At 55.9% G+C, this 18,984-nt stretch carries 20 protein-coding genes and 1 pseudogene; 4 read left to right on the top strand and 17 right to left on the bottom strand.

The genetic code is table 11. The features are described 5' to 3' along the window. Nucleotides 1-84: 84 nt before the first annotated feature. The 7 genes from ureG to TKWG_RS06405 form a co-directional block, all read right to left on the bottom strand. Nucleotides 85-831 (bottom strand): urease accessory protein UreG, encoded by a 747-nt coding sequence (gene ureG, locus TKWG_RS06435; protein WP_014750076.1) that lies wholly within the window; start codon nucleotides 829-831, stop codon nucleotides 85-87. Next, nucleotides 815-1,627, bottom strand: coding sequence for an urease accessory protein UreD (locus TKWG_RS06430; protein WP_171815132.1), 813 nt, complete (start codon nucleotides 1,625-1,627; stop codon nucleotides 815-817). The genes ureG and TKWG_RS06430 overlap by 17 nt, the downstream gene beginning before the upstream one ends. Before the next feature lie 124 nt (nucleotides 1,628-1,751). Then, entirely contained in the window at nucleotides 1,752-2,423 is a 672-nt protein-coding gene (locus TKWG_RS06425) for an urease accessory protein UreF (protein ID WP_014750074.1), read from the bottom strand. A 13-nt stretch (nucleotides 2,424-2,436) separates the two neighbouring features. Then, on the bottom strand, nucleotides 2,437-4,146 hold the full coding sequence (locus TKWG_RS06420; RefSeq protein ID WP_014750073.1) for an urease subunit alpha: 1,710 nt from the start codon (nucleotides 4,144-4,146) through the stop codon (nucleotides 2,437-2,439). After that, a complete protein-coding gene (locus TKWG_RS06415; protein ID WP_322786605.1) occupies nucleotides 4,124-4,615 on the bottom strand; it encodes an urease subunit beta in 492 nt (163 codons plus the stop codon). The genes TKWG_RS06420 and TKWG_RS06415 overlap by 23 nt, the downstream gene beginning before the upstream one ends. A gap of 63 nt (nucleotides 4,616-4,678) precedes the next feature. After that, complete coding sequence (ureA, locus tag TKWG_RS06410) at nucleotides 4,679-4,981, bottom strand: urease subunit gamma (RefSeq protein WP_014750071.1); 303 nt, start codon at nucleotides 4,979-4,981, stop codon at nucleotides 4,679-4,681. Nucleotides 4,982-5,339: 358 nt separating this feature from the next. Continuing rightward, the gene (locus tag TKWG_RS06405) at nucleotides 5,340-5,798 is read right to left on the bottom strand and encodes a MaoC family dehydratase (RefSeq protein WP_014750070.1); all 459 of its coding nucleotides are present in this window, start codon (nucleotides 5,796-5,798) and stop codon (nucleotides 5,340-5,342) included. 185 nt (nucleotides 5,799-5,983) lie between these two features. Between TKWG_RS06405 and TKWG_RS06400 the strand changes: the two genes are divergently transcribed. Then, on the top strand, nucleotides 5,984-6,784 hold the full coding sequence (locus TKWG_RS06400; RefSeq protein ID WP_014750069.1) for an alpha/beta fold hydrolase: 801 nt from the start codon (nucleotides 5,984-5,986) through the stop codon (nucleotides 6,782-6,784). 159 nt (nucleotides 6,785-6,943) lie between these two features. Here TKWG_RS06400 and TKWG_RS06395 read toward each other — a convergent pair whose 3' ends face one another. Further along, on the bottom strand, nucleotides 6,944-7,795 hold the full coding sequence (locus TKWG_RS06395; RefSeq protein WP_014750068.1) for an SDR family oxidoreductase: 852 nt from the start codon (nucleotides 7,793-7,795) through the stop codon (nucleotides 6,944-6,946). A gap of 714 nt (nucleotides 7,796-8,509) precedes the next feature. Between TKWG_RS06395 and TKWG_RS06390 the strand changes: the two genes are divergently transcribed. After that, entirely contained in the window at nucleotides 8,510-9,034 is a 525-nt protein-coding gene (locus TKWG_RS06390) for a DUF4142 domain-containing protein (RefSeq protein WP_014750067.1), read from the top strand. 157 nt (nucleotides 9,035-9,191) lie between these two features. Here the strand turns inward: TKWG_RS06390 and TKWG_RS06385 are convergent, their stop codons facing one another. Further along, nucleotides 9,192-9,839 carry a hypothetical protein gene (locus TKWG_RS06385; protein ID WP_014750066.1) on the bottom strand — a complete coding sequence of 216 codons (648 nt, stop codon included), beginning with the start codon at nucleotides 9,837-9,839 and terminating at the stop codon, nucleotides 9,192-9,194. 291 nt (nucleotides 9,840-10,130) lie between these two features. On the opposite strand from TKWG_RS06385, the gene TKWG_RS06375 reads away from it, so the two are divergent. Further along, nucleotides 10,131-10,862, top strand: a complete 732-nt coding sequence (locus tag TKWG_RS06375; protein WP_014750064.1) for a PIG-L deacetylase family protein — start codon at nucleotides 10,131-10,133, stop codon at nucleotides 10,860-10,862. Then, on the top strand, nucleotides 10,859-11,572 hold the full coding sequence (locus TKWG_RS06370) for a glycosyltransferase family 2 protein (RefSeq protein ID WP_014750063.1): 714 nt from the start codon (nucleotides 10,859-10,861) through the stop codon (nucleotides 11,570-11,572). Before TKWG_RS06375 ends, TKWG_RS06370 begins: the two co-directional genes overlap by 4 nt. A gap of 225 nt (nucleotides 11,573-11,797) precedes the next feature. Here the strand turns inward: TKWG_RS06370 and TKWG_RS06365 are convergent, their stop codons facing one another. The 8 genes and pseudogenes from TKWG_RS06365 to TKWG_RS06340 all read right to left on the bottom strand — a co-directional run bounded on the left by TKWG_RS06365 (nucleotide 11,798) and on the right by TKWG_RS06340 (nucleotide 18,970). Beyond that, nucleotides 11,798-13,213 carry a UDP-glucose dehydrogenase family protein gene (locus TKWG_RS06365; RefSeq protein WP_014750062.1) on the bottom strand — a complete coding sequence of 472 codons (1,416 nt, stop codon included), beginning with the start codon at nucleotides 13,211-13,213 and terminating at the stop codon, nucleotides 11,798-11,800. A gap of 10 nt (nucleotides 13,214-13,223) precedes the next feature. Further along, nucleotides 13,224-14,165, bottom strand: a complete 942-nt coding sequence (locus TKWG_RS06360) for a GDP-mannose 4,6-dehydratase (RefSeq protein ID WP_014750061.1) — start codon at nucleotides 14,163-14,165, stop codon at nucleotides 13,224-13,226. Nucleotides 14,166-14,232: 67 nt separating this feature from the next. Next, nucleotides 14,233-14,952 carry a glycosyltransferase family 4 protein gene (locus TKWG_RS06355; protein WP_322786604.1) on the bottom strand — a complete coding sequence of 240 codons (720 nt, stop codon included), beginning with the start codon at nucleotides 14,950-14,952 and terminating at the stop codon, nucleotides 14,233-14,235. Nucleotides 14,953-15,193: 241 nt separating this feature from the next. After that, entirely contained in the window at nucleotides 15,194-15,847 is a 654-nt protein-coding gene (locus TKWG_RS22955; protein WP_085946356.1) for a glycosyltransferase family 9 protein, read from the bottom strand. Beyond that, on the bottom strand, nucleotides 15,847-16,260 hold the full coding sequence (locus TKWG_RS22950; protein ID WP_085946355.1) for a glycosyltransferase family 9 protein: 414 nt from the start codon (nucleotides 16,258-16,260) through the stop codon (nucleotides 15,847-15,849). Before TKWG_RS22950 ends, TKWG_RS22955 begins: the two co-directional genes overlap by 1 nt. Next, entirely contained in the window at nucleotides 16,257-16,856 is a 600-nt protein-coding gene (locus TKWG_RS26940; RefSeq protein WP_014750060.1) for a glycosyltransferase family 2 protein, read from the bottom strand. The genes TKWG_RS22950 and TKWG_RS26940 overlap by 4 nt, the downstream gene beginning before the upstream one ends. A gap of 14 nt (nucleotides 16,857-16,870) precedes the next feature. Then, nucleotides 16,871-17,242: a glycosyltransferase family 2 protein gene (locus tag TKWG_RS26935; RefSeq protein WP_014750059.1), complete on the bottom strand. Its 372-nt coding sequence runs from the start codon at nucleotides 17,240-17,242 to the stop codon at nucleotides 16,871-16,873. Further along, a pseudogene (locus TKWG_RS06340) lies at nucleotides 17,239-18,970 on the bottom strand (carbamoyltransferase family protein). Before TKWG_RS06340 ends, TKWG_RS26935 begins: the two are co-directional and overlap by 4 nt. Between the last annotated feature and the right edge of the window lie 14 nt (nucleotides 18,971-18,984).

The following is an 18,984-nucleotide window of genomic DNA, read 5'->3' as shown; positions in this document are numbered from 1 at the left end:
CTAGACTAGTAATAATTCCTATCGCTTTCCAGCATGCTGGCGCGGCCAATCAAGTGGCATCAAATAACTTCCCTTGCAACCTGTTTAACGATGCACATGCGGATGCGCTTCATCTCCATGTCGATGGGTATAGCCGCCGTCTTCTGTTGCATGAAAATGGGGCGCCATCGGACCCGGGTCTGTGGGTACATGCGTGCCGCTGACGTGCGCCTCATGCAAATGCCGAACCCAGTCGCAAAGTGCCTTTTCAGTGTCGGGATATTTTTTGGAGTGAGCAAGGACAGGTGCACCCGCTCGTGCCGCCCGGGCGTCCTTGAGCATTTGCTCGACGTCCACATCTACATGCTCTCCAAGGTCTACCTTATTGACGATAAGCAGATCCGCACGGCCGATTCCCGGCCCGCCCTTGCGCGCCACGTCGCCGCCACCGGCTACATCGATCACGAAAATCTGCGCATCCACCAGCGATGGTGAAAAAGTGGCGGTCAGGTTATCGCCACCACTTTCGATAAGCACAATATCCAGCGGTGCAAAATCTTTCTCCAGATCTTCGACGGCAAGCAAATTCATCGTAACGTCGTCGCGGATGGCGGTATGCGGGCATGCACCGGTTTCTACCGCCCGAATGCGCTCGACCGGCAGCACGCCTTCGGCTCTCAGGAAGCGGGCATCCTCATCCGTGTATATGTCGTTTGTGATTACGCCGATCTGGAACTCATGACGCAGGCTTCGGCACAGCGTGGCAACAACCGAACTTTTGCCGGTGCCCACCGGTCCTGCAACGCCCAGTCGCAATGCACGCGTACGCGTATTTTCAGTTTGTGTATTCATAATTGTTTCCTTGTTCAATAGTTTCAGAAGATGGAATAATCTGGTCGGGCTTATGCCGGTCGCCACCGGCCTCCCGATCATCTCGGGCGGGCTCAGTGGCCGCAACGGACCACCGCCCTCCCAGCAGATTGATACCGTGTTCCAGGTGTTTGCGCAAAGTCCAGGTTTCCGCCGCCAGCGCACTGATCATGACGGCGGGGCCCTCTAGGGGCAATAACGCAGCATCGGCTGCAAATAAATGGGTTTGGGGCTGGATTGCACACCATTGCGGGTCCACAACAAGCACGGTGCCCATACACTTGTGCTGGCCGAGGACCGCGCAACTGCGCCACCCCACCGCGGCCGGCCCGATTTGCTGTTGCTGGCAGAACAATGGCTCGCCATCCCGTTTAACGCGCACGTTCTGAAGAAGATTGCCAGGTTGCTCCTTGTGTCGCCCGAACTGCAGTTCGTCGCGCATGAACAGGCGCGCGCTGGCGGCCAGTTCAATATTGATTGTGTGCACATGGTGGCATCCACGTGCAGCAATAATCGGCTCGCCCATCCAGACAAACGTGGCGTCGTCTTCAACGGCGATATTGATCCTCATGCTGGACCGCCCGCCGCGTGCGCCAGGCAGTAACAGCATCGATGAAATCTCATTGAGCAATAAAGTACTACCTGCTCCCACGCGAACATTCAGTTCGAAATCATCGCCGCCCAGGGGGCCTGCCGCGCCCGAGACGAGCGACACCCGCGCCACGGAACCCGCACGCAACACCTGCGGTTCCGGCTCTTTGGACTGCGTAGGACGCAATATCAGCGGCGCCTGAGACCGCAGCGTATGCACTCTGCTGACAGGACGGCCGGAATGATCATGGTCTTGACGGGTGGCAAGCGTTGCCCGGGCCCTCATGACACCAGGCTGATGGATTGGATGATCAAGAGGCAAAGAGACGTACCCCCCAATTTCTATGGTGTTCAGCAGCCAGATCGAGCAAAGGCGTGCCCAGGGCCGGCAAATCGTCGGGCGGCGTGTCTGCGTGCTCGGCCGCCTGCTGCGCCAGCGTATCAAGCAAATCTGTCAGACGCGCCAGCGCCGCCTGCACGGCGAACGGATCGACACTGAGCACCTTGACGGCAGCTGCCGCCGGTCCTGCCACCGATTCATGCAGGACAATCAGCGCCGCTTCCTTGGGCGCCAGCCCGAATGCCGCGGCCGCCATACCGTATACGACGGGCTGATGCATATCGCGTCGCGATTGTGCAGGCACGTCGACGGATCGAATACTGGTAACGGCACGCAATAGCTGACGCCCCAGCGCCCTGGAAACAGCGCGTGTCGCTTTGGACGGCGTGCGAACATCCAGTTGCCTGTCCAGTTCGCAAAGCAATGCATGCTGCCCCATCTGGGCAGCCCGGCATGCGGCGGCGGCGAATGATGCAGCCACCAGACCGGCAGTCGCAGCGCGCCCTTCAAGAAAACCCTCCAGACCGGCTACGTCCGTCAGTCCATGGATATGCACCGTTGGCTCAAGGCCACCGGAATGGGCATATCCGCCAGCAGGGAGACGTCCGTCTGCCAGCAATAACAGCGCGGCACTATGCGCCATTCCGTACCTCGCTTCAGAATAGAAAATATCGTTGAGCCATGGGAACCTCATCTGCGGGCTCGTGATCGATCAGTTCACCGTCGACCTTGACGGCGTAGCTATCGGGATCCACCTCTATATGCGGCAATGCCGAGTTTTCAGGCAGATCGGCCTTCGTGCGAGCCCGGCAGTTTTCGATAGCGACCAGAGGGCGCTTGATATTTAAGCGGCCAGCAAGCCCGTCATCAATCGCCACCTGCGACACAAAGGCCACGCTGGTAGCGGCGGCTGCCGGCGAATACACATTAAAGCCGATGCGCTCAAGCACCGGTTGCGGCGTGGGAATGGATGCATTGGGATCGCCAAGCGCTGCGGTCGCGGCCATGCCGCCCTTGAATACAATCGTAGGACGTATACCGAAAAGCGCAGGCTGCCAAAGCACCAGATCGGCCATTTTTCCGACTTCGATAGATCCGACGTGCTTTTCCAGTCCGTGGGCGATGGCAGGGCAAATGGTATATTTGGCCACATACCGGCGCGCCCGGTGATTGTCTGCCAGCGTATCGCCTGGCAACGAGCCCCGAAGCTGCTTCATTCGGTGTGCCGTCTGCCAGGTACGGATGACGACCTCACCGATACGGCCCATGGCCTGCGCATCAGAAGACATGATCGAAAGCGCGCCAATATCGTGCAGCACATCTTCGGCGGCAATGGTGCCCGCCCGTACACGGCTTTCCGCAAAGGCAAGATCGTTAGGGACCCGCGGATTCAAATGGTGCGCCACCATGACCATATCCAGATGCTCGTCCACCGTATTGCGGGTAAAAGGACGGGTCGGGTTGGTCGAGGCAGGCAACACATTGGGTTCCCCGGCAATGCGGATAATATCGGGCGCATGCCCGCCGCCGGCACCTTCGGTGTGGAACGAATGGAACGAGCGGCCGGCAACGGCTTTGAGCATATCTTCGACAAAGCCGGCCTCGTTAAGGGTATCGGAGTGAATCGCAACCTGTACACCGGAGGCATCTGCGACCTGAAGCGCTGCATCGATTACCGCCGGCGTGGCGCCCCAGTCTTCATGGACTTTGAAGCCGCCCACACCCGCACGCAATTGCTCCCACAAGGATTCGTGAGATACCGTATTACCGCGCCCCAGAAAGAGTACATTCACGGGCCAAGGCTCAAACCCTTCGAGCATGCGCTCCATCCACCACGCCCCTGGCGTAGCCAGGGTTGCCTTGGAACCTTCTGTCGGCCCCGAACCGCCCCCTGTCACTGTCGTAGTGCCAGAGGCCAATGCGATTTGCAGCATCTGCGGGCCAACAAAGTGAACGTGGGTGTCAACTGCACCCGCCGTCATAATGAGCCCATTGCCCGACATGATTTCGGTAGACGGTCCGATCACCAGATCAGGATGTACACCGTCCATTGTGTCAGGGTTGCCGGCTTTGCCCAAGGCCACGATACGGCCGTCTCGCACCCCCACATCAGCTTTGATGATGCCCCAGTGATCGAGAATAATCGCACCGGTAATCACCAGATCGGGGGTACCTTCGGCCCGTGTGGCACACGATTGCCCCATCGACTCGCGCACCGATTTGCCGCCGCCGAAAACCGCTTCGTTACCGCCTGCACACAGGTCTTTTTCGACTTCGATCAACAGATTGGTATCGGCCAGCCGGATGCGATCACCCGTGGTCGGACCATATGAAGCCACATATTCAGATCGAGAAATCTTTGCCATCCAGACTGCCTCCGCACAAACCTCGTAAACCACGCACAACGCGCCTACCTTGTATATCTATCAATTCCACCTCAACCACGGCACCAGGTTCAAAACGCACCGAACCACCTGAAAGTACGTTCAGCCGTTTGCCCCAGGCACTGGCGCGGTCAAACTCCAGGGCCGCGTTAACTTCAGCGAAATGAAAATGCGAACCAACCTGAATTGGACGATCGGCACCATTGACTACCTTGAGCGTTATGACCGGCATCCCTACATTAATTTCCACGTCCTGCGTGCAATACAGGATTTCTCCGGGCACCAGCGGGACAGATTCATCAAATTCATCTTCAGATTCCCGTCGGGGCGCTGTCGCTCTCCGGTACCCGCCCGACGGGGCGAACTGGGACTGCTGACACCCGAAGAATGGGTAGCCCCTCGCCCGCCGGTTCAGCGTCGGGATACTCGCGCCCAGGGTCATCTGAGGCATGCACCGGTTCCCCCGCATCCGCTGGAACGGGATCCGGGTTTTCAAAGGGATTGGGTTTGTCTTTCATGAGATCGGCCCTGTAACGGTCACCAGCTTCGTTCCATCTGGAAATGTCGCTTCCACCTGAACCTGGCCCAGCATTTCGGGAACGCCTTCCATAACATCGTCACGCGTGAGCACATGGCGTCCGGCTTCCATCAGATCTGCAACCGTTTCCCCGTCACGGGCGCCTTCAAGCAAAAAGGCCGTGATATAGGCTGTAGCCTCGGGTAAATTCAGCTTCAGGCCGCGCTGCTTGCGCTCAAGCGCCAGCTTGCCGGCGGTGTATACCATCAACCGTTCCTGTTCATACATACTTAAAAACATGATAGATAGCCCTTCTTTATATGCATTTCACATGAAATAAAAAATCAAAACCAAAGCCGTTTGATATGCACCGGATATTACTTGCGTAGTGCCCGATTACCTGCAAAATACTCTAGCATGGGTCCCCCCACCAGTCAACGTTGATGGGCTTTCCGACAGGAACATAAACAAGCCCTGTAGATCTGGCCAATACGCTCTTGTTCCAGGCAACGACAATCCGGCAAAAGTGCAAACCCGGCAAGGTTCAATTCAAACTGGAAAAGCGCCTCCGAACAGAGGCGCTTTTCCGGTAAATAGCTAAAAAAACGGAATGTGTAACGGCAAACCTATTTGTGTCTGCCATTGATTTGTTGAAAGCTTATTCTTGGTCTTTTTCCATACTCTCGGAAATATCAAAAAGACTGGTGGCATCCAGTTCCAGCACGGTTTCATTTTTCTGATTGGTCACTTCCCAGCTCCAGAGCAGAATACCAAGCCCTTCGCGGGTATTGGATACCCTTTTTGCCTTGACCACGCCTTTCCAGAACAGATCATCGCCGGGTCGCACAGGCTTGAGCCACTTTACGCTGTCCAGGCCAGGCGAGGCAAACGACTCGGAGCCTTCCAGCGCAGCCTCTACGGCCATTTTCATGGCGATCCCACAGGTGTGCCAGCCGCTAGCGATCAGGCCTTTCCAGGGACCGGCCTTGGCCCGCTCCGGATTAACGTGAAACCACTGTGGGTCATAGGCTTCGGCGAAGCGAATGATTTCTTCTTCGGTCAAATGCCGGGGCCCCTGTTCAAAGACCATACCCGGCTGGAATTCCGCGAATTTCATTTAACTAACCTTATTGTGAACGGCACAAAAGCAGCGAAAGCTGTATGCCCCTCTATAAATGCAGCGTCTGACTTGATAAACTGACGTTGGTGCGACTAACTGGTGCACGACCAGACCACTGCCCGCAACCGGCTATTTTACTTAAACTTCGTACCTGCAACCGTAAACTCACACTTATTCTGAAAATGGCTGACACACAACTGACGAACGTTTCATATGACGAAAAAACCATATCCATTGAATATCAGTTGATTCAGCCTGACAGGCTTGAGCGGCCGCTGCTGGTCTTCTTGCATGAGGGCCTGGGTTCAGTTGCCATGTGGAAAGACTGGCCCGCAAACCTGTGCCGGCTGCTCGATTGCCGCGGCCTGGTCTTTTCGCGCCATGGCTACGGCAAATCTACGCCGCGTCCGGCCCAGGAGCAATGGTCAGCAGACTTCATGCACATCCAGGCACAGCAGTTTCTACCCGCATTTTTCAGCGCACTGGGGATAGATACGCGCGCAGACCCGCCTGTTCTGATCGGCCATAGCGACGGCGCTTCGATCGCTTTGCTGTACGCGGCCGCTTTTCCCGACCGCATTCGTGCTACTGCGGTGCTGGCCCCGCATCTGTTTGTCGAAGAGGCCACCATAAGAAATATCGAACTGGCCCGCCAAACCTATCTGAACAGCGATCTTCCCGAAAAACTGCAACGCTATCATGACGATGTGGATTCAGCCTTCTGGGGATGGAACAATGTCTGGCTCTTACCGGAATTCCGGGAATGGAATATTGAAGACGAGGTCGCACTCATCCGGTGCCCCATTCTGGCGATCCAGGGACGAGAAGATGAATATGGATCACTGGCCCAGATCGAGCATATTGCCGAGCTGGCCGCCGACGTTAAGCTGTATGTGATCGACGATTGCCGCCACTCCCCGCATCGCGACAAGCCGCAGGAAACCACCGATGCCATTGTCGCCTTTGTGCGCAAACTATTGTAATGCGCGCAGGCTTTCGGCGCCTTGCTACGCGCGTCTGCCCGCCACGTTTTCCTGCCTGGCTAGCATGCTCGTGCGTGGGGCGGCCCTTGTCCCCATGACAGATGTAATAACACGCTCGCACCGGCTCAAGGCCACTGCAAAAGTCATCTGCGATTCCATTTATCCATTCAGCACCGTACCGCCATTGACATGAATCGTCTGACCCGTCACATAAGAAGAGTCCGGGCTGGCCAAATAGACGTAGGCCGGCGCCAGCTCAAACGGCTGCCCCGGGCGACCCATAGGGGTGTCCTTGCCAAACTTGGCTACCTTGTCGGCCGAGAATGAAGCCGGAATGAGCGGCGTCCAGATGGGCCCGGGCGCGACAGAATTCACACGGATCTGCCGGTCAACGATTTTTGTCGAAAGTGAGCGTGTAAAAGACGTAATCGCGCCTTTGGTTGCCGAATAGTCAATCAGATCCGGATTGCCCTTGAAGGCGGTAATGGAAGACGTGTTGATAATGGATGCGCCTTCGCGCATGACCTTGAGCGCCTCCAGCGTGATAGTCACAATACTGAAAAAATTGGTCTGAAAGGTACGCAGCAGCTGCTCATGACTGATGTCTTCCGGTTCGGCGGCTGTATGCTGCTCACCCGCATTATTGACCAGAATATCCAATTTCCCAAAATGTTCAAATGTGTCGTTAACGCATTTTTTTGCAAATGCCACGTCACCGATATCACCCTTGATCAACAGCACTTCCGAGCCATACGCTTGCGCGCACTGCTGCGTTTCCCTGGCGTCATGATCTTCTTCAAGATAAACGATAGCGATCCGGGCACCTTCCTTGGCAAAGGCGATCGTTGTCGCACGCCCTATTCCGCTATCGCCTCCGGTAATAAGCGCGACTTTATCCTGCAGCTTACCGGCTGACTTGTAATGCGGATCGTCATAAACGGGGGCCGGATGCATTTTTGATTCGCGGCCGGGCTGCACGTGCTGTTCCTGTGCTGGCATGGTCTGTGTCATATTTCTTCCTTGAGGTTGAGAGTCCTATATCAAAATACATTCAGGCTTCTTTCGCACCTGCATACGCATGAAGATGTACCGTATACACGCAGCATCAGTCCATAATTTTTAACGCTCGCCTGCGTATCAGACCGATTGATACGAGCCTGATCTTTTGTGCTTCGCGCCAAAAGACATTTTCATTATCTGCCCTGCCATCAGCCTGACGCAAACATCCCGCGTCCTAGTTTGTAAAGACACGTAAGGGCGCAATACAACACGCTTACCAAGCTCGTCAAATGCCCCCCTAATTGCGTGGTACTGGTCTTTAGTCGCTGCAAATTCGGAGCTAACGTGACGGGCCTTGTTTTATTTCAGGCGCATAGTCTTGTTAAGCATATGTAACATCCAGTGTTTTTCCCTTTATTTGGTTGCTAGTATGAATCCTGTCATGTCTGCTAGGCTGCCTGCGGATGCAGAGTCAACGCGACCGGTGATAAGGTCGCTGCGAAGCCGACCCATATCGGCCATGATCCTGATCACCGGCTGCGAGTATCCGAAGTAATCGGCATACACGCCTGCACTGCCGGACGACAGTCAAAACACGAAGGCAGCAGCGTGCAACGCAGGTAGATCTATGAGCCAGGCGTTCAAATGCATGAATGCAAACGCTCATGAACGAACAACAGATGGCGCTCGGAATCGTCCGGGCGCTGACCCGATGCTGGAGGCTATATGTTTCATTTATCCTGCAAAACAATCATATTGTTATCAGCGTTATTAACCGTTCCCAATGCAGCTAGCGCGCAGCCTGCTGCCAATACGAACCCGCCGACAAACAATCCGCCGGCGACAACTGCGCTAGCGGCAAGCGATAAGTCGTTTCTTAACGACGCAGCCCAAGCCGGCATGGCCGAAATCGAAGGCGCCATGCTTGCCCAGCACAAAGCGGCAACCAGCGAAGTCAAGCATTTTGCCGCCCAGATGATCACTGAACATACCAAGGTTAATGATGAGCTCAAAGCGCTGGCGGTAACCAAAGACGTGGAGTTACCCACTGAGCCTTCCTTGCTGCAAAAAGGCGAACTCAAGGCGCTCAGTTTACTGGAGGACAAATTTGATGAGAACTATGTAGACCGGCTGGGCGTTGCGGCACATGAAAGCACCATTGCGCTATTCCAGGATACCGCCGTCATGAGTCAAGACAAGGACATCAAGCATTTGCCGAAAGAACATTGCCTTCGCTGCAGGCGCATCTGAAGACGTCGAGCCAAGCGCTCAATCCGACCGCCAGCAAAGCCAGGCTGCAACCCTGACGGCGCGATCCGACCCGGATACCTTCGTATTTTGCGCGATGGACGCGTTCCCGAAAGAACAGCACGCCCATGCGAATTGGTCCTGACGCTTCAGTTGCCGGTTACTTGTTCAGCGTCTGGAATTTTTTGATTTCACGCTCGACTTCTGACAGCACCTGCATGAGATAGTTGCACTGTTTGCACAGTTCTTGCGTTTCGCTATTTTTGGACGAGTTCAGGATCAGATCTATCTGCTGATAGATAATCTCGACAAAGGTAATCAGATTGACCAGGATGGGCGTCGCCTCTTTGCGCAGGTAAAGCAGGGAATCAAGATTCTTGATGATCAAGTCAAAGTTGACGTAATCGAATTTGATTTTATTGAACTCAATTTCGCGGCAAATTAACTTGCAAAGTCGCGCCTGATCGTCGGCGTCGCCTTTGTCGGGATCGTCAAAAGAAGACTGAAGCCTTGCATTGTATTTTTTTACGTTATTGAAGCTGCACACCGCCTCTGTATAGTGGTCCATGGTGACTTCACATAAGCTCAGAAACAGTATTCGTTTTTTTTCTTCAGTCTGCTTTTCCCGGTTGCTTTCCCGCTTCCAGTTACTGTTGGCGATATACAGGGAAACGATGGCAGCGGTAAAGGTTCCGACCGCAATAAGCAGACTGGTCTTACTGGATAAATCTATGTCTGTGAACACAAAGAAAGACAGGATCAAAAGCAGCACCAGGACGCATCCGATCAATTTCAAGGGACGGCTCATATATTTGACATCTCCATGTCTGTGCCCTCGCGTCGATTGCAAACCTTTGCCATCGGTCGCAACAGTCGGGAAGATCAAATTTACAGGGATGCGTTGTCACGCATCAAACATGCGGCAGGTCCGGACCATGATTTCACGAAATCGGACGTTGCAGAATTTTTTTTGCAAACACATGTATCGGCAGTCACAATTGTTATTGATCCACCGCCGGCCACAGCATGCAACCAGGCCTTCGCCGCCAGTCAATCGACATGGCCATAACTTGCCTTTTCACTCTAAGGAATTAACGCTATGCTTTCGTATCGTTCATTTACTTTTGATAAGGATTTTTTTCAGGCGGCACAGCAAGCGCCGGTCGTGGTCGTCTCCCCACATTATGACGATGCCATATTCAGCTGTGGCGAATTGCTGTCTATGTTGTCCACCAGCACGGTCCTGACCGTGTGCACCGGCGTACCGGAAAACGGGGCCGTCTCCACAGACTGGGACCGCCGCTGCGGGTTCTCCAATGCGCGACAGGCGATGCAGACAAGAAGCCTTGAAAACGAAGCGGCCCTGTCAGTCCTGGATGCGAGCGGCATCGATCTTGGTTTTCTGGACAGCCAGTATATCGACGACAGTCGCCTGGATTCAGAACTGCTTGCGGACACGATAGCCTTGAATATTGAACAAATCAAACCGTCCTCGGTTATCTTCCCCCTGGGATTGTTTCACAAAGATCACATCCACATATCCGATACCTTCGTGACCATCTGCAGTCGTTTTCCCGCTATCAATTGGTTGGTATATGAAGACATTCCCTATCGCAACCAGGCAGGACGGGTTGCCGAACGTCTTGCACAGCTGATAGAGCGTGGCGTTCCGATAGAACCGTTTGGCACGGAACTGGCCGGCGACTACAAAACGCGTGCGGTGCACGCCTACCAGAGTCAATTTCGCGGCCTGGGTCATCGGGGCGCTGCACCCGTTATGCATCTGAATGAAAAATTCTGGCGCTTGCATTGCAGTCTGGAGTTAGCATGACAGCCCTCGCCTGCGCAGTAAACGACAACGCAGTAAACGACAAAATAAGCATTGTGTTGCTTACGCACAGCCGGGTTGGAGAACTTTGTCGCACGCTCGGGCATCTGCTTGACCTGCCCGAAAAGCCGCCAATCATCGTTGTGGACAATTGCAGTATTGACAATACTGCCGAGCGCGTTCAGGCGGCATTTCCGACGGTGAAACTGATCTGTACAGAACGCAATCTTGGCGCGGCTGGCCGCAACCTGGGTGTTGATTTTGTCCAAACACCCTATGTCGCCTTTTGCGATGACGACACCTGGTGGGCGCCCGGCGCACTGGATACCGCCGTTGAGCTGCTTGACCGACATGCCCGGCTCTCGGTATTAAATGCCCGTATTGTCGTTGGCCCCCAGCAAATGCCGGACCCCACCTGTGCAGCCATGGCGAGCAGTCCGCTGGCGTACCATGACGACATCGGCCCCTTGTTGGCCGGCTTTATGGCCGCGCCATCGTCATGCGTACAGAAGCATTCAGAAAAGCCGGCGGCTACTGGGAAGAATTTTTCATTGGTGGCGAAGAAACGCTGCTGGCCATGGATATTCTGGATGCAGGCGGACATATCGCCTATGCACCAGCATTGGTGGTGCATCACTGGCCATCCCGTCTGCGCCATACACACCAGCGCCAGCGGCTTACGGCGCGCAACGCCATCTGGACATGCTGGTTAAGGTTACCCTGGTCTCTGGCATGGCAGCGTACCCGCTTTTTGCTGCAACAACTACCGGATCGCCGTTTACGTCGCCACGCCCTGGCCGATGCACTATCGGGCGTCCTCAAAATAGTGCCGAAGCGGCGCGTCCTGAGTAAGGAAACCTGTCAACTACTCAGGCAGGTATGGCAACATGACAAGCCATAAGTTTGCGGCGCGCCGTTTATACAGCCGGAGTTGCTGCTTATACCGCCGGACTCTCCGCTTGCGGGAGCATACCGCGATACCCCCTATCGGCAGACATCCTGGGCCGATTCACTACTGGCTCGCCCGACACCGACATGATCTGATCCAGCCGGTAATGGTGTAGACCGTGTTGCTGCAGCACCTTTGTCTTGTAAATGCTGCGTGCATCAAAAACCATATGTCCCCGCATCGTCGTAGCAAGCCGATCCAGATCGGGTGATTTGAATTCATCCCACTCAGTCATGACGATCAGCGCATCCGCCTGCTCGCACACGGCCATGGCCGATTGCCCGAAGCCGACTGATACGTTGCCCAGTGCGGCTTGTGCGGCCGGCCTGGCGACCGGATCATAGGCGTTGACGTTTGCGCCTTCCTGCACCAGATCGCGAATCAGCGCAACGCTGGGCGATGCGCGTACGTCGTCGGTGTCCGGCTTGAACGACAGGCCCCATATGGCCAGACGCCGCCCCCGCAGTCCGCCCCCGAAATAGTCGCAGATCGCTTTTAGGAGACGCTGGCGCTGACCTACATTGACCCGTTCTATGCTGCGCAGCATATGAGCAGGTTCTCCGGCTCGCTGTGCCAGATCGATGAGCGCGCTCAGGTCTTTCGGCAGGCAGGAGCCTCCGTATCCAACGCCAGGCTGCAAATAGCTGGCACCGATACGCGGATCCGCCCGCAGTACCCTGCAGGTAGAAGCGATATCGGCACCAAGCGTACCGGCCAGGCTGGATAATTCATTAATCATGGATATCCTTGCTGCCAGCATGCAGTTGCATGCATACTTGGCAAATTCTGCGCTGCGTCTGTCCATCAGCATGGTACGTTGCCCGTCGGTGTCAAATGGCGTATATAGCTGCTCCAGTACAGCAGACGAGTACGCGTCATTGGCGCCAATGACGATCCGGTCCGGACATCGAAAATCGTGTACGGCTCTGCCTTCGGCGAGAAACTCCGGATTGCAGGCGACCCTGATACCATCGTTGGCGTCCGCTTGCCGGACTGACGCGTTCAGTATTTCCTCGATTCGATCACCTGTGCCCACGGGCGCTGTGGATTTGACGACGATCACGCAATGGGAGGGAATAGCGTCTCCCAGCGCCCTGGCGCACGCCAGCAGATTGCTCAAATCGGCGCTGCCGTCAGCGTTGGACGGCGTGCCCACTGCCAGGAATACGACGTCTGCATTTGCCACAGCACTTGCCATGGAGGTTTCAAATTTCAACAGTCCCTTTGCCAATTGCGCGCCCAGTATCTGCCCCAATTGCGGCTCATAAAAAGGCAGGCGGCCGGCGGCAAGTGCAGCCACCTTCTTTGTATCATGGTCTACGCAAGTCACAATATTACCGACTTCGGCAAGACAACATCCCGTGACCAGACCCACATAACCAGAACCAATAATAACCACATTCATAATCGTACCTCTAGTTCGTCAAGCGTGTTCTCGGATATCGAACAACATCGGGTAACGGCCAGGTGCCTGTACCCTTCAGGGTGTGCTCAAAATGTGCGAAGGTTCGCGCCAGGCCTTCGTCAATACTCACACTGGGCGCCCAGCCAAGGTGATGGTGAGCCAGCGTGATGTCGGGACAACGCACAGTCGGATCATCTGCCGGCAATGGCTTAAATTCGACCTTTACCTGCTGCCGGGCAAGCCTGCTTACATGCTGCGCGATCTGCATAATGGAAACCTCATGCGTATTGCCCAGGTTGACGGGACCGCGGAACGTGTCAACGCTGTTCATCAGCAGCATCAGCCCCTCTATCATGTCGTCGACATAGCATAGCGAACGGGTCTGACTGCCATCGCCATAGACGGTGAGTGCCTGGTTCTGCAGTGCCTGACAAATGAAAGTAGAGACAACGCGGCCGTCATCCGGCGCCATCCCAGGACCATAAGTATTGAAGATCCGCGCGATCTTGCCGGTGACGCCACGCATTCGCGAAAAATCGGACATCAACGTTTCAGCGCAACGCTTGCCTTCGTCGTAACAGGAACGAATACCGACCGGATTCACATTGCCGTGATAGCGTTCATGCTGCGGATGTACTTCGGGATCACCGTAAACTTCGCTGGTCGAGGCCTGCAATATCCGCGCATCGTGAGCAGCAGCCAGTTCCAGCAAATTAAAGACGCCCTGAACGCAGGTGCGCAGCGTGTGGATGGGGTCGGCCTGATAGCGACGCGGCGAGGCAGCGCAGGCAAGGTTATAGATTTGCGTCGGCCTCAGGCTGGGTGGCAAAGGGTCGATAATGTCATGCTGTATGACGGTAAAATCCGGATGATCCTGCAGCGACGCCAGATTGGTGGCTGAACCGGTCAGAAAATTATCCACGCAAATGACCTGATGACCCTGTGTCAGCAATTTTCGGCACAAATGGTACCCAGAAAACCCGCCCCGCCCGCGACCAGGACAACCTGATCTTCAGCATTTATTTCAGACATGATTGGCCTCCCACCAGTTCATAAAGCAGCCGCTGCCAGTCGTCCACGTAACGGTCTATACCGAAGCGTTCCTGCGCAGTTCGCCTTGCGGCCTGCCCCCATTGCCGCGCCAGTTCTGGATCTTTCAGCAACTTGTTGCATACATCAAGCAGCGCTGAAGGTCGATGATCCACATAACCATTGATGCCATTCTGAATAACATAGGGCAGCTCGGTTGCCGCAATGCCCACTACCGGCATACCCGCCATCATGGCCTCCACCAGAGAGAGCCCGAGGCTGGCATAGCGGATCGGCGTAAAAAAGAATCGGTACCGACAGATATATTCAGGCACCTGCATGTTGTCAACTTCGCCACAGCCGCCCTTGATGTTTTCCGAGCCCATGCCGATCAGGTCCAGCGGCATGGATGCCCGGGCCCAGGCATAGATATCCGCGCCGAGACGGCGTCCGCGGCTGGCCAGGTTATTAATGACCACAATCCCCCGTTCCAGCTCGCCGCTATAGAGAACATTCGCCATTTCCGGCACCCCATGCTCAATAACGGTTACCGGCATGGTGCCGGCATCCCACATCAGCGCGTTATATCGGGTGACATGTACCAGCACACCTTGATCATGGCCAAAGAAATGTCGGGTATCCGTAGGATGCGGCTCTGGCGGATTGTGCTCTATATAGACAGACGGAAGACGCTGCTGGGCCGGCGTCAACAATTGCCGGCTATCTGTTTCGTATGCTTGCCTGGATTGGTATATGACGATATCGAATGGTTCGCGACAGATCTGCCTGCCGGAACCATGCGGATATTATCACCCCATGGCAGTTTGGTCCCCAGTTCACAATAGCCTGGACGGTTGTCTGCCAGCACAGGAATAACGAAGTCATGAGGTAAATGACTTAACGAATACAGATAGTTGCCATGAACGTGCCAGGTCAGAATCCGCAGTCTTCTCATTGCCTTGCGTCCCCCTGCAGATGCCGTCGCGCTTCGTTCAGCACCCGCTCAACGCCAACACCCAAGGCACAGGGGTGCCCGATAGGACATGCATTGTATGCGCAGGGCCGGCAAGCCATGGGCTTATGCAATACAGTATGACGAGCGGCATCCAGCGGCGCCCAGCGGGCCACATCGCTGCCCGAGGCGATGACCACGCTGGGCAGGCGTACGCTTGCAGCCAGATGCGACACCCCCGTGTCGTTGCAAATCAATAATTTCCCGCGTTGCAAAAGGCTGGCCAACGCGCCCAGCGTCGTGGCTCCGCATAGGTCATGCAGCGCATGCCCGGAACGCGCACGCAGCGTATGCGCCATATCGGCCTCACCCTGGCTGCCCGTAACGGCAATCTGCCAGCCATCCTCGGCCAGCCTCCTGGCTACCCTGGCAAACCGCTCAATCGGCCAGCGACGCGACGCCAGGCGTGCACCGGGATGAATAAACACGGTCTTTTCCGGCTGCAGACCCCGGCGCGCGGCAAGTGAATCTGCCTCATGCCGGTCAACAGCGCTGATCGGAAACTCAAGCCTATCGTCACCGACCTCCACTCCGATATACCGGAGCAGGGCCAGATATCGATGCACTTCATGCAGGTGATCCGGCCACGGCATCAGTCGGCCTGGTTCAGCCTGCCGCGGTTCAGGAACAAACCCGCCCCACTGCAGGGGCCCAGTGTGCGCACCAGTGTGTTGGCGCGCCTGCCACTACCATGCATTTGCAGCACCAGATCAAAGCGACGGCGCCGCATGGCGGCATAAAAGCCGGGCAAATCTGACTCGCGCACTGGTTGTTCAGGGAATGCGGGATCTCCCGGAAAGGCAATGAACTCATCGAAAAAACCGGGAAACCGCTGCATTACCGGCAGTGCGGCTGGCAACCCGATCAGGCTTATGTGTGCCCCAGGCAGGCGCCGGCGCAATCCCCGTATTGCCGGGATTGCGCATAACATATCGCCCAAATTGAGGGCCCGGAAGACCGCTACCTTCTCCATCGGTGTGCCCCAGTTGATGGCCCCTGTACTCATGGAAACCCCGCTCCGTAACGAGCAATACCGACAACACGCCAGAATATGGCCAATGGCGGTATGACAATTGAAGTAAGCATTAGCTCAAGCGCGTTGCGCGCTGTCATTGCGCTATGGGTCATCCTTTTCAGAAAAAACCGCAAGGTCAATAACGACCAGAGAATCAGCGAAACCAATGCGAGGTCGTGATTGCCGGCCAGCGCACTCAAGACGGTCAGGGCCAGCAAAAAGGATACGACAAGGTAAAACCAGGGCGGGCCGGTGCGAATCCGCTCCCGGTAAAGCACCGGATGTTTGCGATATAGCAGGACGTCATAAACCATTTTTCTCTGCATGCCGATACCCGCTGCAAAGGCCATGTGCCTTAGGGGATGCACCACCACAGCGGTGGGCGTCTTAACGATCGAATACCCCGCTTCGATTAAATTGAAATGCAGATCGGAGTCCTCGCGCCACGCCATCTCAAAGCGCTCGTCAAACCCGCCCACGCGCAACAGGGCCGCGCGGCGTATAAAGCAGTTTGCCGTGACAAATTCCGCATTGGCCAGCCCTGCAGCATCGCGTTCCAGGTCCGACGGATTGCTGGGCAACGGCATGATCAGCCGCCCGCTTACCGCGTCGGCGCTGCGTTGAGCGCTTGCAGGCCGGCGGCAAGCCAGCCCGGATCGGGTACAGTGTCATCGTCGGTAAACGCAATGGCCGCCGCCCGTGACCAACGCCAGCCGTGATTACGCGCCGCGGCTGGTCCCTGGGTATCGATCACCTCCAGATAGTGGATCATGGGTCCGTCCGGCATCGCGGCCCTGATCGCGTCGACAACCCGGGCAGCCTGCACCGTCGGACCGTCATCACAAACAATGATTTCGTAATCGGCGGGAAACAGGGTCTGGCGCACCAGGGCGTGCAGGCAACGGGACAACAGGTCCGGTCTGCAATACGTGGGCACGACAACACTGATCTGTGGTGGCCTGACTGTACTCATGATGTCTTCTCTACCAAATAACTGCCAATAAACAAGGCATCCAGCGGCGAAGTCCAGAACGATTCAAGTGCATCGCGCGGACTGCACACTACCGGTTCGCCGCGTGTATTGAACGAAGTATTGACCAGCACCGGCACGCCGGTGTGTCCCTCAAATTCTGTCAATAACTCATGCAGCAAGCGGTTTTGCGCAGCGCTCACTGTCTGCACCCGTGCCGTGCCATCGGTATGGCGCACCGCGGGGATCAACTGCGCCTTGTCTGGCAGCACATCGAATACAAACAACATGAATGGCGCTTCGATGCGCGCTTTGCCGCGGCTGTCAAACCATTCGTGAGCCCTTTCGGCAAGCACCACCGGCGCCACCGGTCGAAAATCCTCGCGATCCTTGAGCTCGTTCAACCGTGCCTGCATTGTGCTGTGGCGCGGCGAGGCCAGGATAGATCGGGCACCAAGCGCCTGGGGCCAAACTCCATCGGGCCTTGGAACCACGCGATCACCTTCTCGTCGGCCAGCCATTCTGCTGCTGTTCTGGCCACATTCCGCAATTTCCGGTGTTTTACACCCGATCGGCTCAGAAACTGGCCGATTTCCTGATCGTCGTATTCGGGACCCAAATAAGCATGGTCCATGACCCAGCGCTTACTCCTGCTCTCAGACGCCTGCATATCCGCCAGAAGCGCGGCACCCAGTGAGATACCGGCGTCACCCGCGGCCGGCTGGACCCAGACATTGTCAAAAGGGCCATGCGCAGCCAAATGCGCGTTCAGCACACAATTGAGGGCAACCCCTCCTGCCATGCACAGGTTACTGGCGCCGGTCTGTTGATGAAGCCATTGGGTCATCTGCAAGACGGTTTCTTCCAGCACTTTCTGCAGCGAGTGGGCAATATCCATGTGCCGGGATAAAAACTCGTCGCCACGCACCCTGGCGGGGCCGAATTTTCTATCCAGCTGATATGGCTGCAATCGATAGCCGCCCTGTCCGTCGTATTGGAGAATCTCACGAAACTCGTCTACATAAGTTGGCTTTCCATAAGATGCAAGCGCCATCACTTTGTATTCGTCGCTCGAGTGCAAAAAACCCAGGTACCGCGTGACCTCTTCGTAAAGCAGGCCCAGCGAATGCGGCAAATTGATTTGCTTGAGCCGGCTATAGCGACCTGTACGTAATGGCCATAGCTGGTAGTGGTGCGTTCGCCGCGGCCATCCATGGTGAGCACGGCAGTCTCGTCAAAGGGCGAAGACATAAAGGCGCTGGCCTCATGGCACAAGTGATGTTCCATGAATTGCCATCGCTCCAGCACATGTTTCAGGGTATCCGAAGCGAAACGCCCCTGCAGATGCAGCGGCACGCCATCGATCAGTTGTCGCGGCGCATTCAGGATGTAGGAAAGAAACAGGCCGTCCCAGGGCGAGCCGGGGCCGTCCCACTGCCCGGAGGGCTCAAGCGGCAACGTGATGCGGCCTTCTGGTGCAATCTCCTGCGCAATCAGTGAAGGATCGAATCCGTAAACGATATGGTCAACAGCAGCCAGTTCGCAGCCAGCGGTCGCCAGGCAATAATTAATCGCGTTGTAAGGCAATTGCCATGTTGAAAACGGAACCGGGCGCTTGCTGTGCTTGATTCTCGTAAAACGTTCTTCTTCAACCGCCGCCAGCACTTTGCCGTCGCGCACAATTGAAGCAGAACAATCGTGAAATGTCGCATTAATGCCTAGGGTTAACATTCGATCTCCTTATT

This window comes from Advenella kashmirensis WT001 (assembly GCF_000219915.2).
GTDB classification, from domain to species: domain Bacteria; phylum Pseudomonadota; class Gammaproteobacteria; order Burkholderiales; family Burkholderiaceae_B; genus Advenella; species Advenella kashmirensis.
The sequence above is the reverse complement of the archived record's forward strand: the minus strand, read 5'-3'. Positions and strand labels throughout refer to the sequence as shown.

Bases quoted from the DNA above. Each gene is read 5' to 3' on its own strand.
- TKWG_RS06425 (WP_014750074.1), bottom strand. From the start codon at position 2,423: ATGGCGCATAGTGCCGCGCTGTTATTGCTGGCAGACGGACGTCTCCCT.
- TKWG_RS26935 (WP_014750059.1), bottom strand. From the start codon at position 17,242: ATGAGTACAGTCAGGCCACCACAGATCAGTGTTGTCGTGCCCACGTAT.
- TKWG_RS06420 (WP_014750073.1), bottom strand. From the start codon at position 4,146: ATGGCAAAGATTTCTCGATCTGAATATGTGGCTTCATATGGTCCGACC.
- TKWG_RS06375 (WP_014750064.1), top strand. From the start codon at position 10,131: ATGCTTTCGTATCGTTCATTTACTTTTGATAAGGATTTTTTTCAGGCG.
- TKWG_RS06405 (WP_014750070.1), bottom strand. From the start codon at position 5,798: ATGAAATTCGCGGAATTCCAGCCGGGTATGGTCTTTGAACAGGGGCCC.
- TKWG_RS06390 (WP_014750067.1), top strand. From the start codon at position 8,510: ATGTTTCATTTATCCTGCAAAACAATCATATTGTTATCAGCGTTATTA.
- TKWG_RS06385 (WP_014750066.1), bottom strand. From the start codon at position 9,839: ATGAGCCGTCCCTTGAAATTGATCGGATGCGTCCTGGTGCTGCTTTTG.
- TKWG_RS06370 (WP_014750063.1), top strand. From the start codon at position 10,859: ATGACAGCCCTCGCCTGCGCAGTAAACGACAACGCAGTAAACGACAAA.
- TKWG_RS06415 (WP_322786605.1), bottom strand. From the start codon at position 4,615: ATGCCTCAGATGACCCTGGGCGCGAGTATCCCGACGCTGAACCGGCGG.
- TKWG_RS22950 (WP_085946355.1), bottom strand. From the start codon at position 16,260: ATGAGTACAGGGGCCATCAACTGGGGCACACCGATGGAGAAGGTAGCG.
- TKWG_RS06365 (WP_014750062.1), bottom strand. From the start codon at position 13,213: ATGAATGTGGTTATTATTGGTTCTGGTTATGTGGGTCTGGTCACGGGA.
- TKWG_RS06395 (WP_014750068.1), bottom strand. From the start codon at position 7,795: ATGACACAGACCATGCCAGCACAGGAACAGCACGTGCAGCCCGGCCGC.
- TKWG_RS22955 (WP_085946356.1), bottom strand. From the start codon at position 15,847: ATGCCGTGGCCGGATCACCTGCATGAAGTGCATCGATATCTGGCCCTG.
- ureG (WP_014750076.1), bottom strand. From the start codon at position 831: ATGAATACACAAACTGAAAATACGCGTACGCGTGCATTGCGACTGGGC.
- TKWG_RS06400 (WP_014750069.1), top strand. From the start codon at position 5,984: ATGGCTGACACACAACTGACGAACGTTTCATATGACGAAAAAACCATA.
- ureA (WP_014750071.1), bottom strand. From the start codon at position 4,981: ATGTTTTTAAGTATGTATGAACAGGAACGGTTGATGGTATACACCGCC.
- TKWG_RS26940 (WP_014750060.1), bottom strand. From the start codon at position 16,856: ATGCCGTTGCCCAGCAATCCGTCGGACCTGGAACGCGATGCTGCAGGG.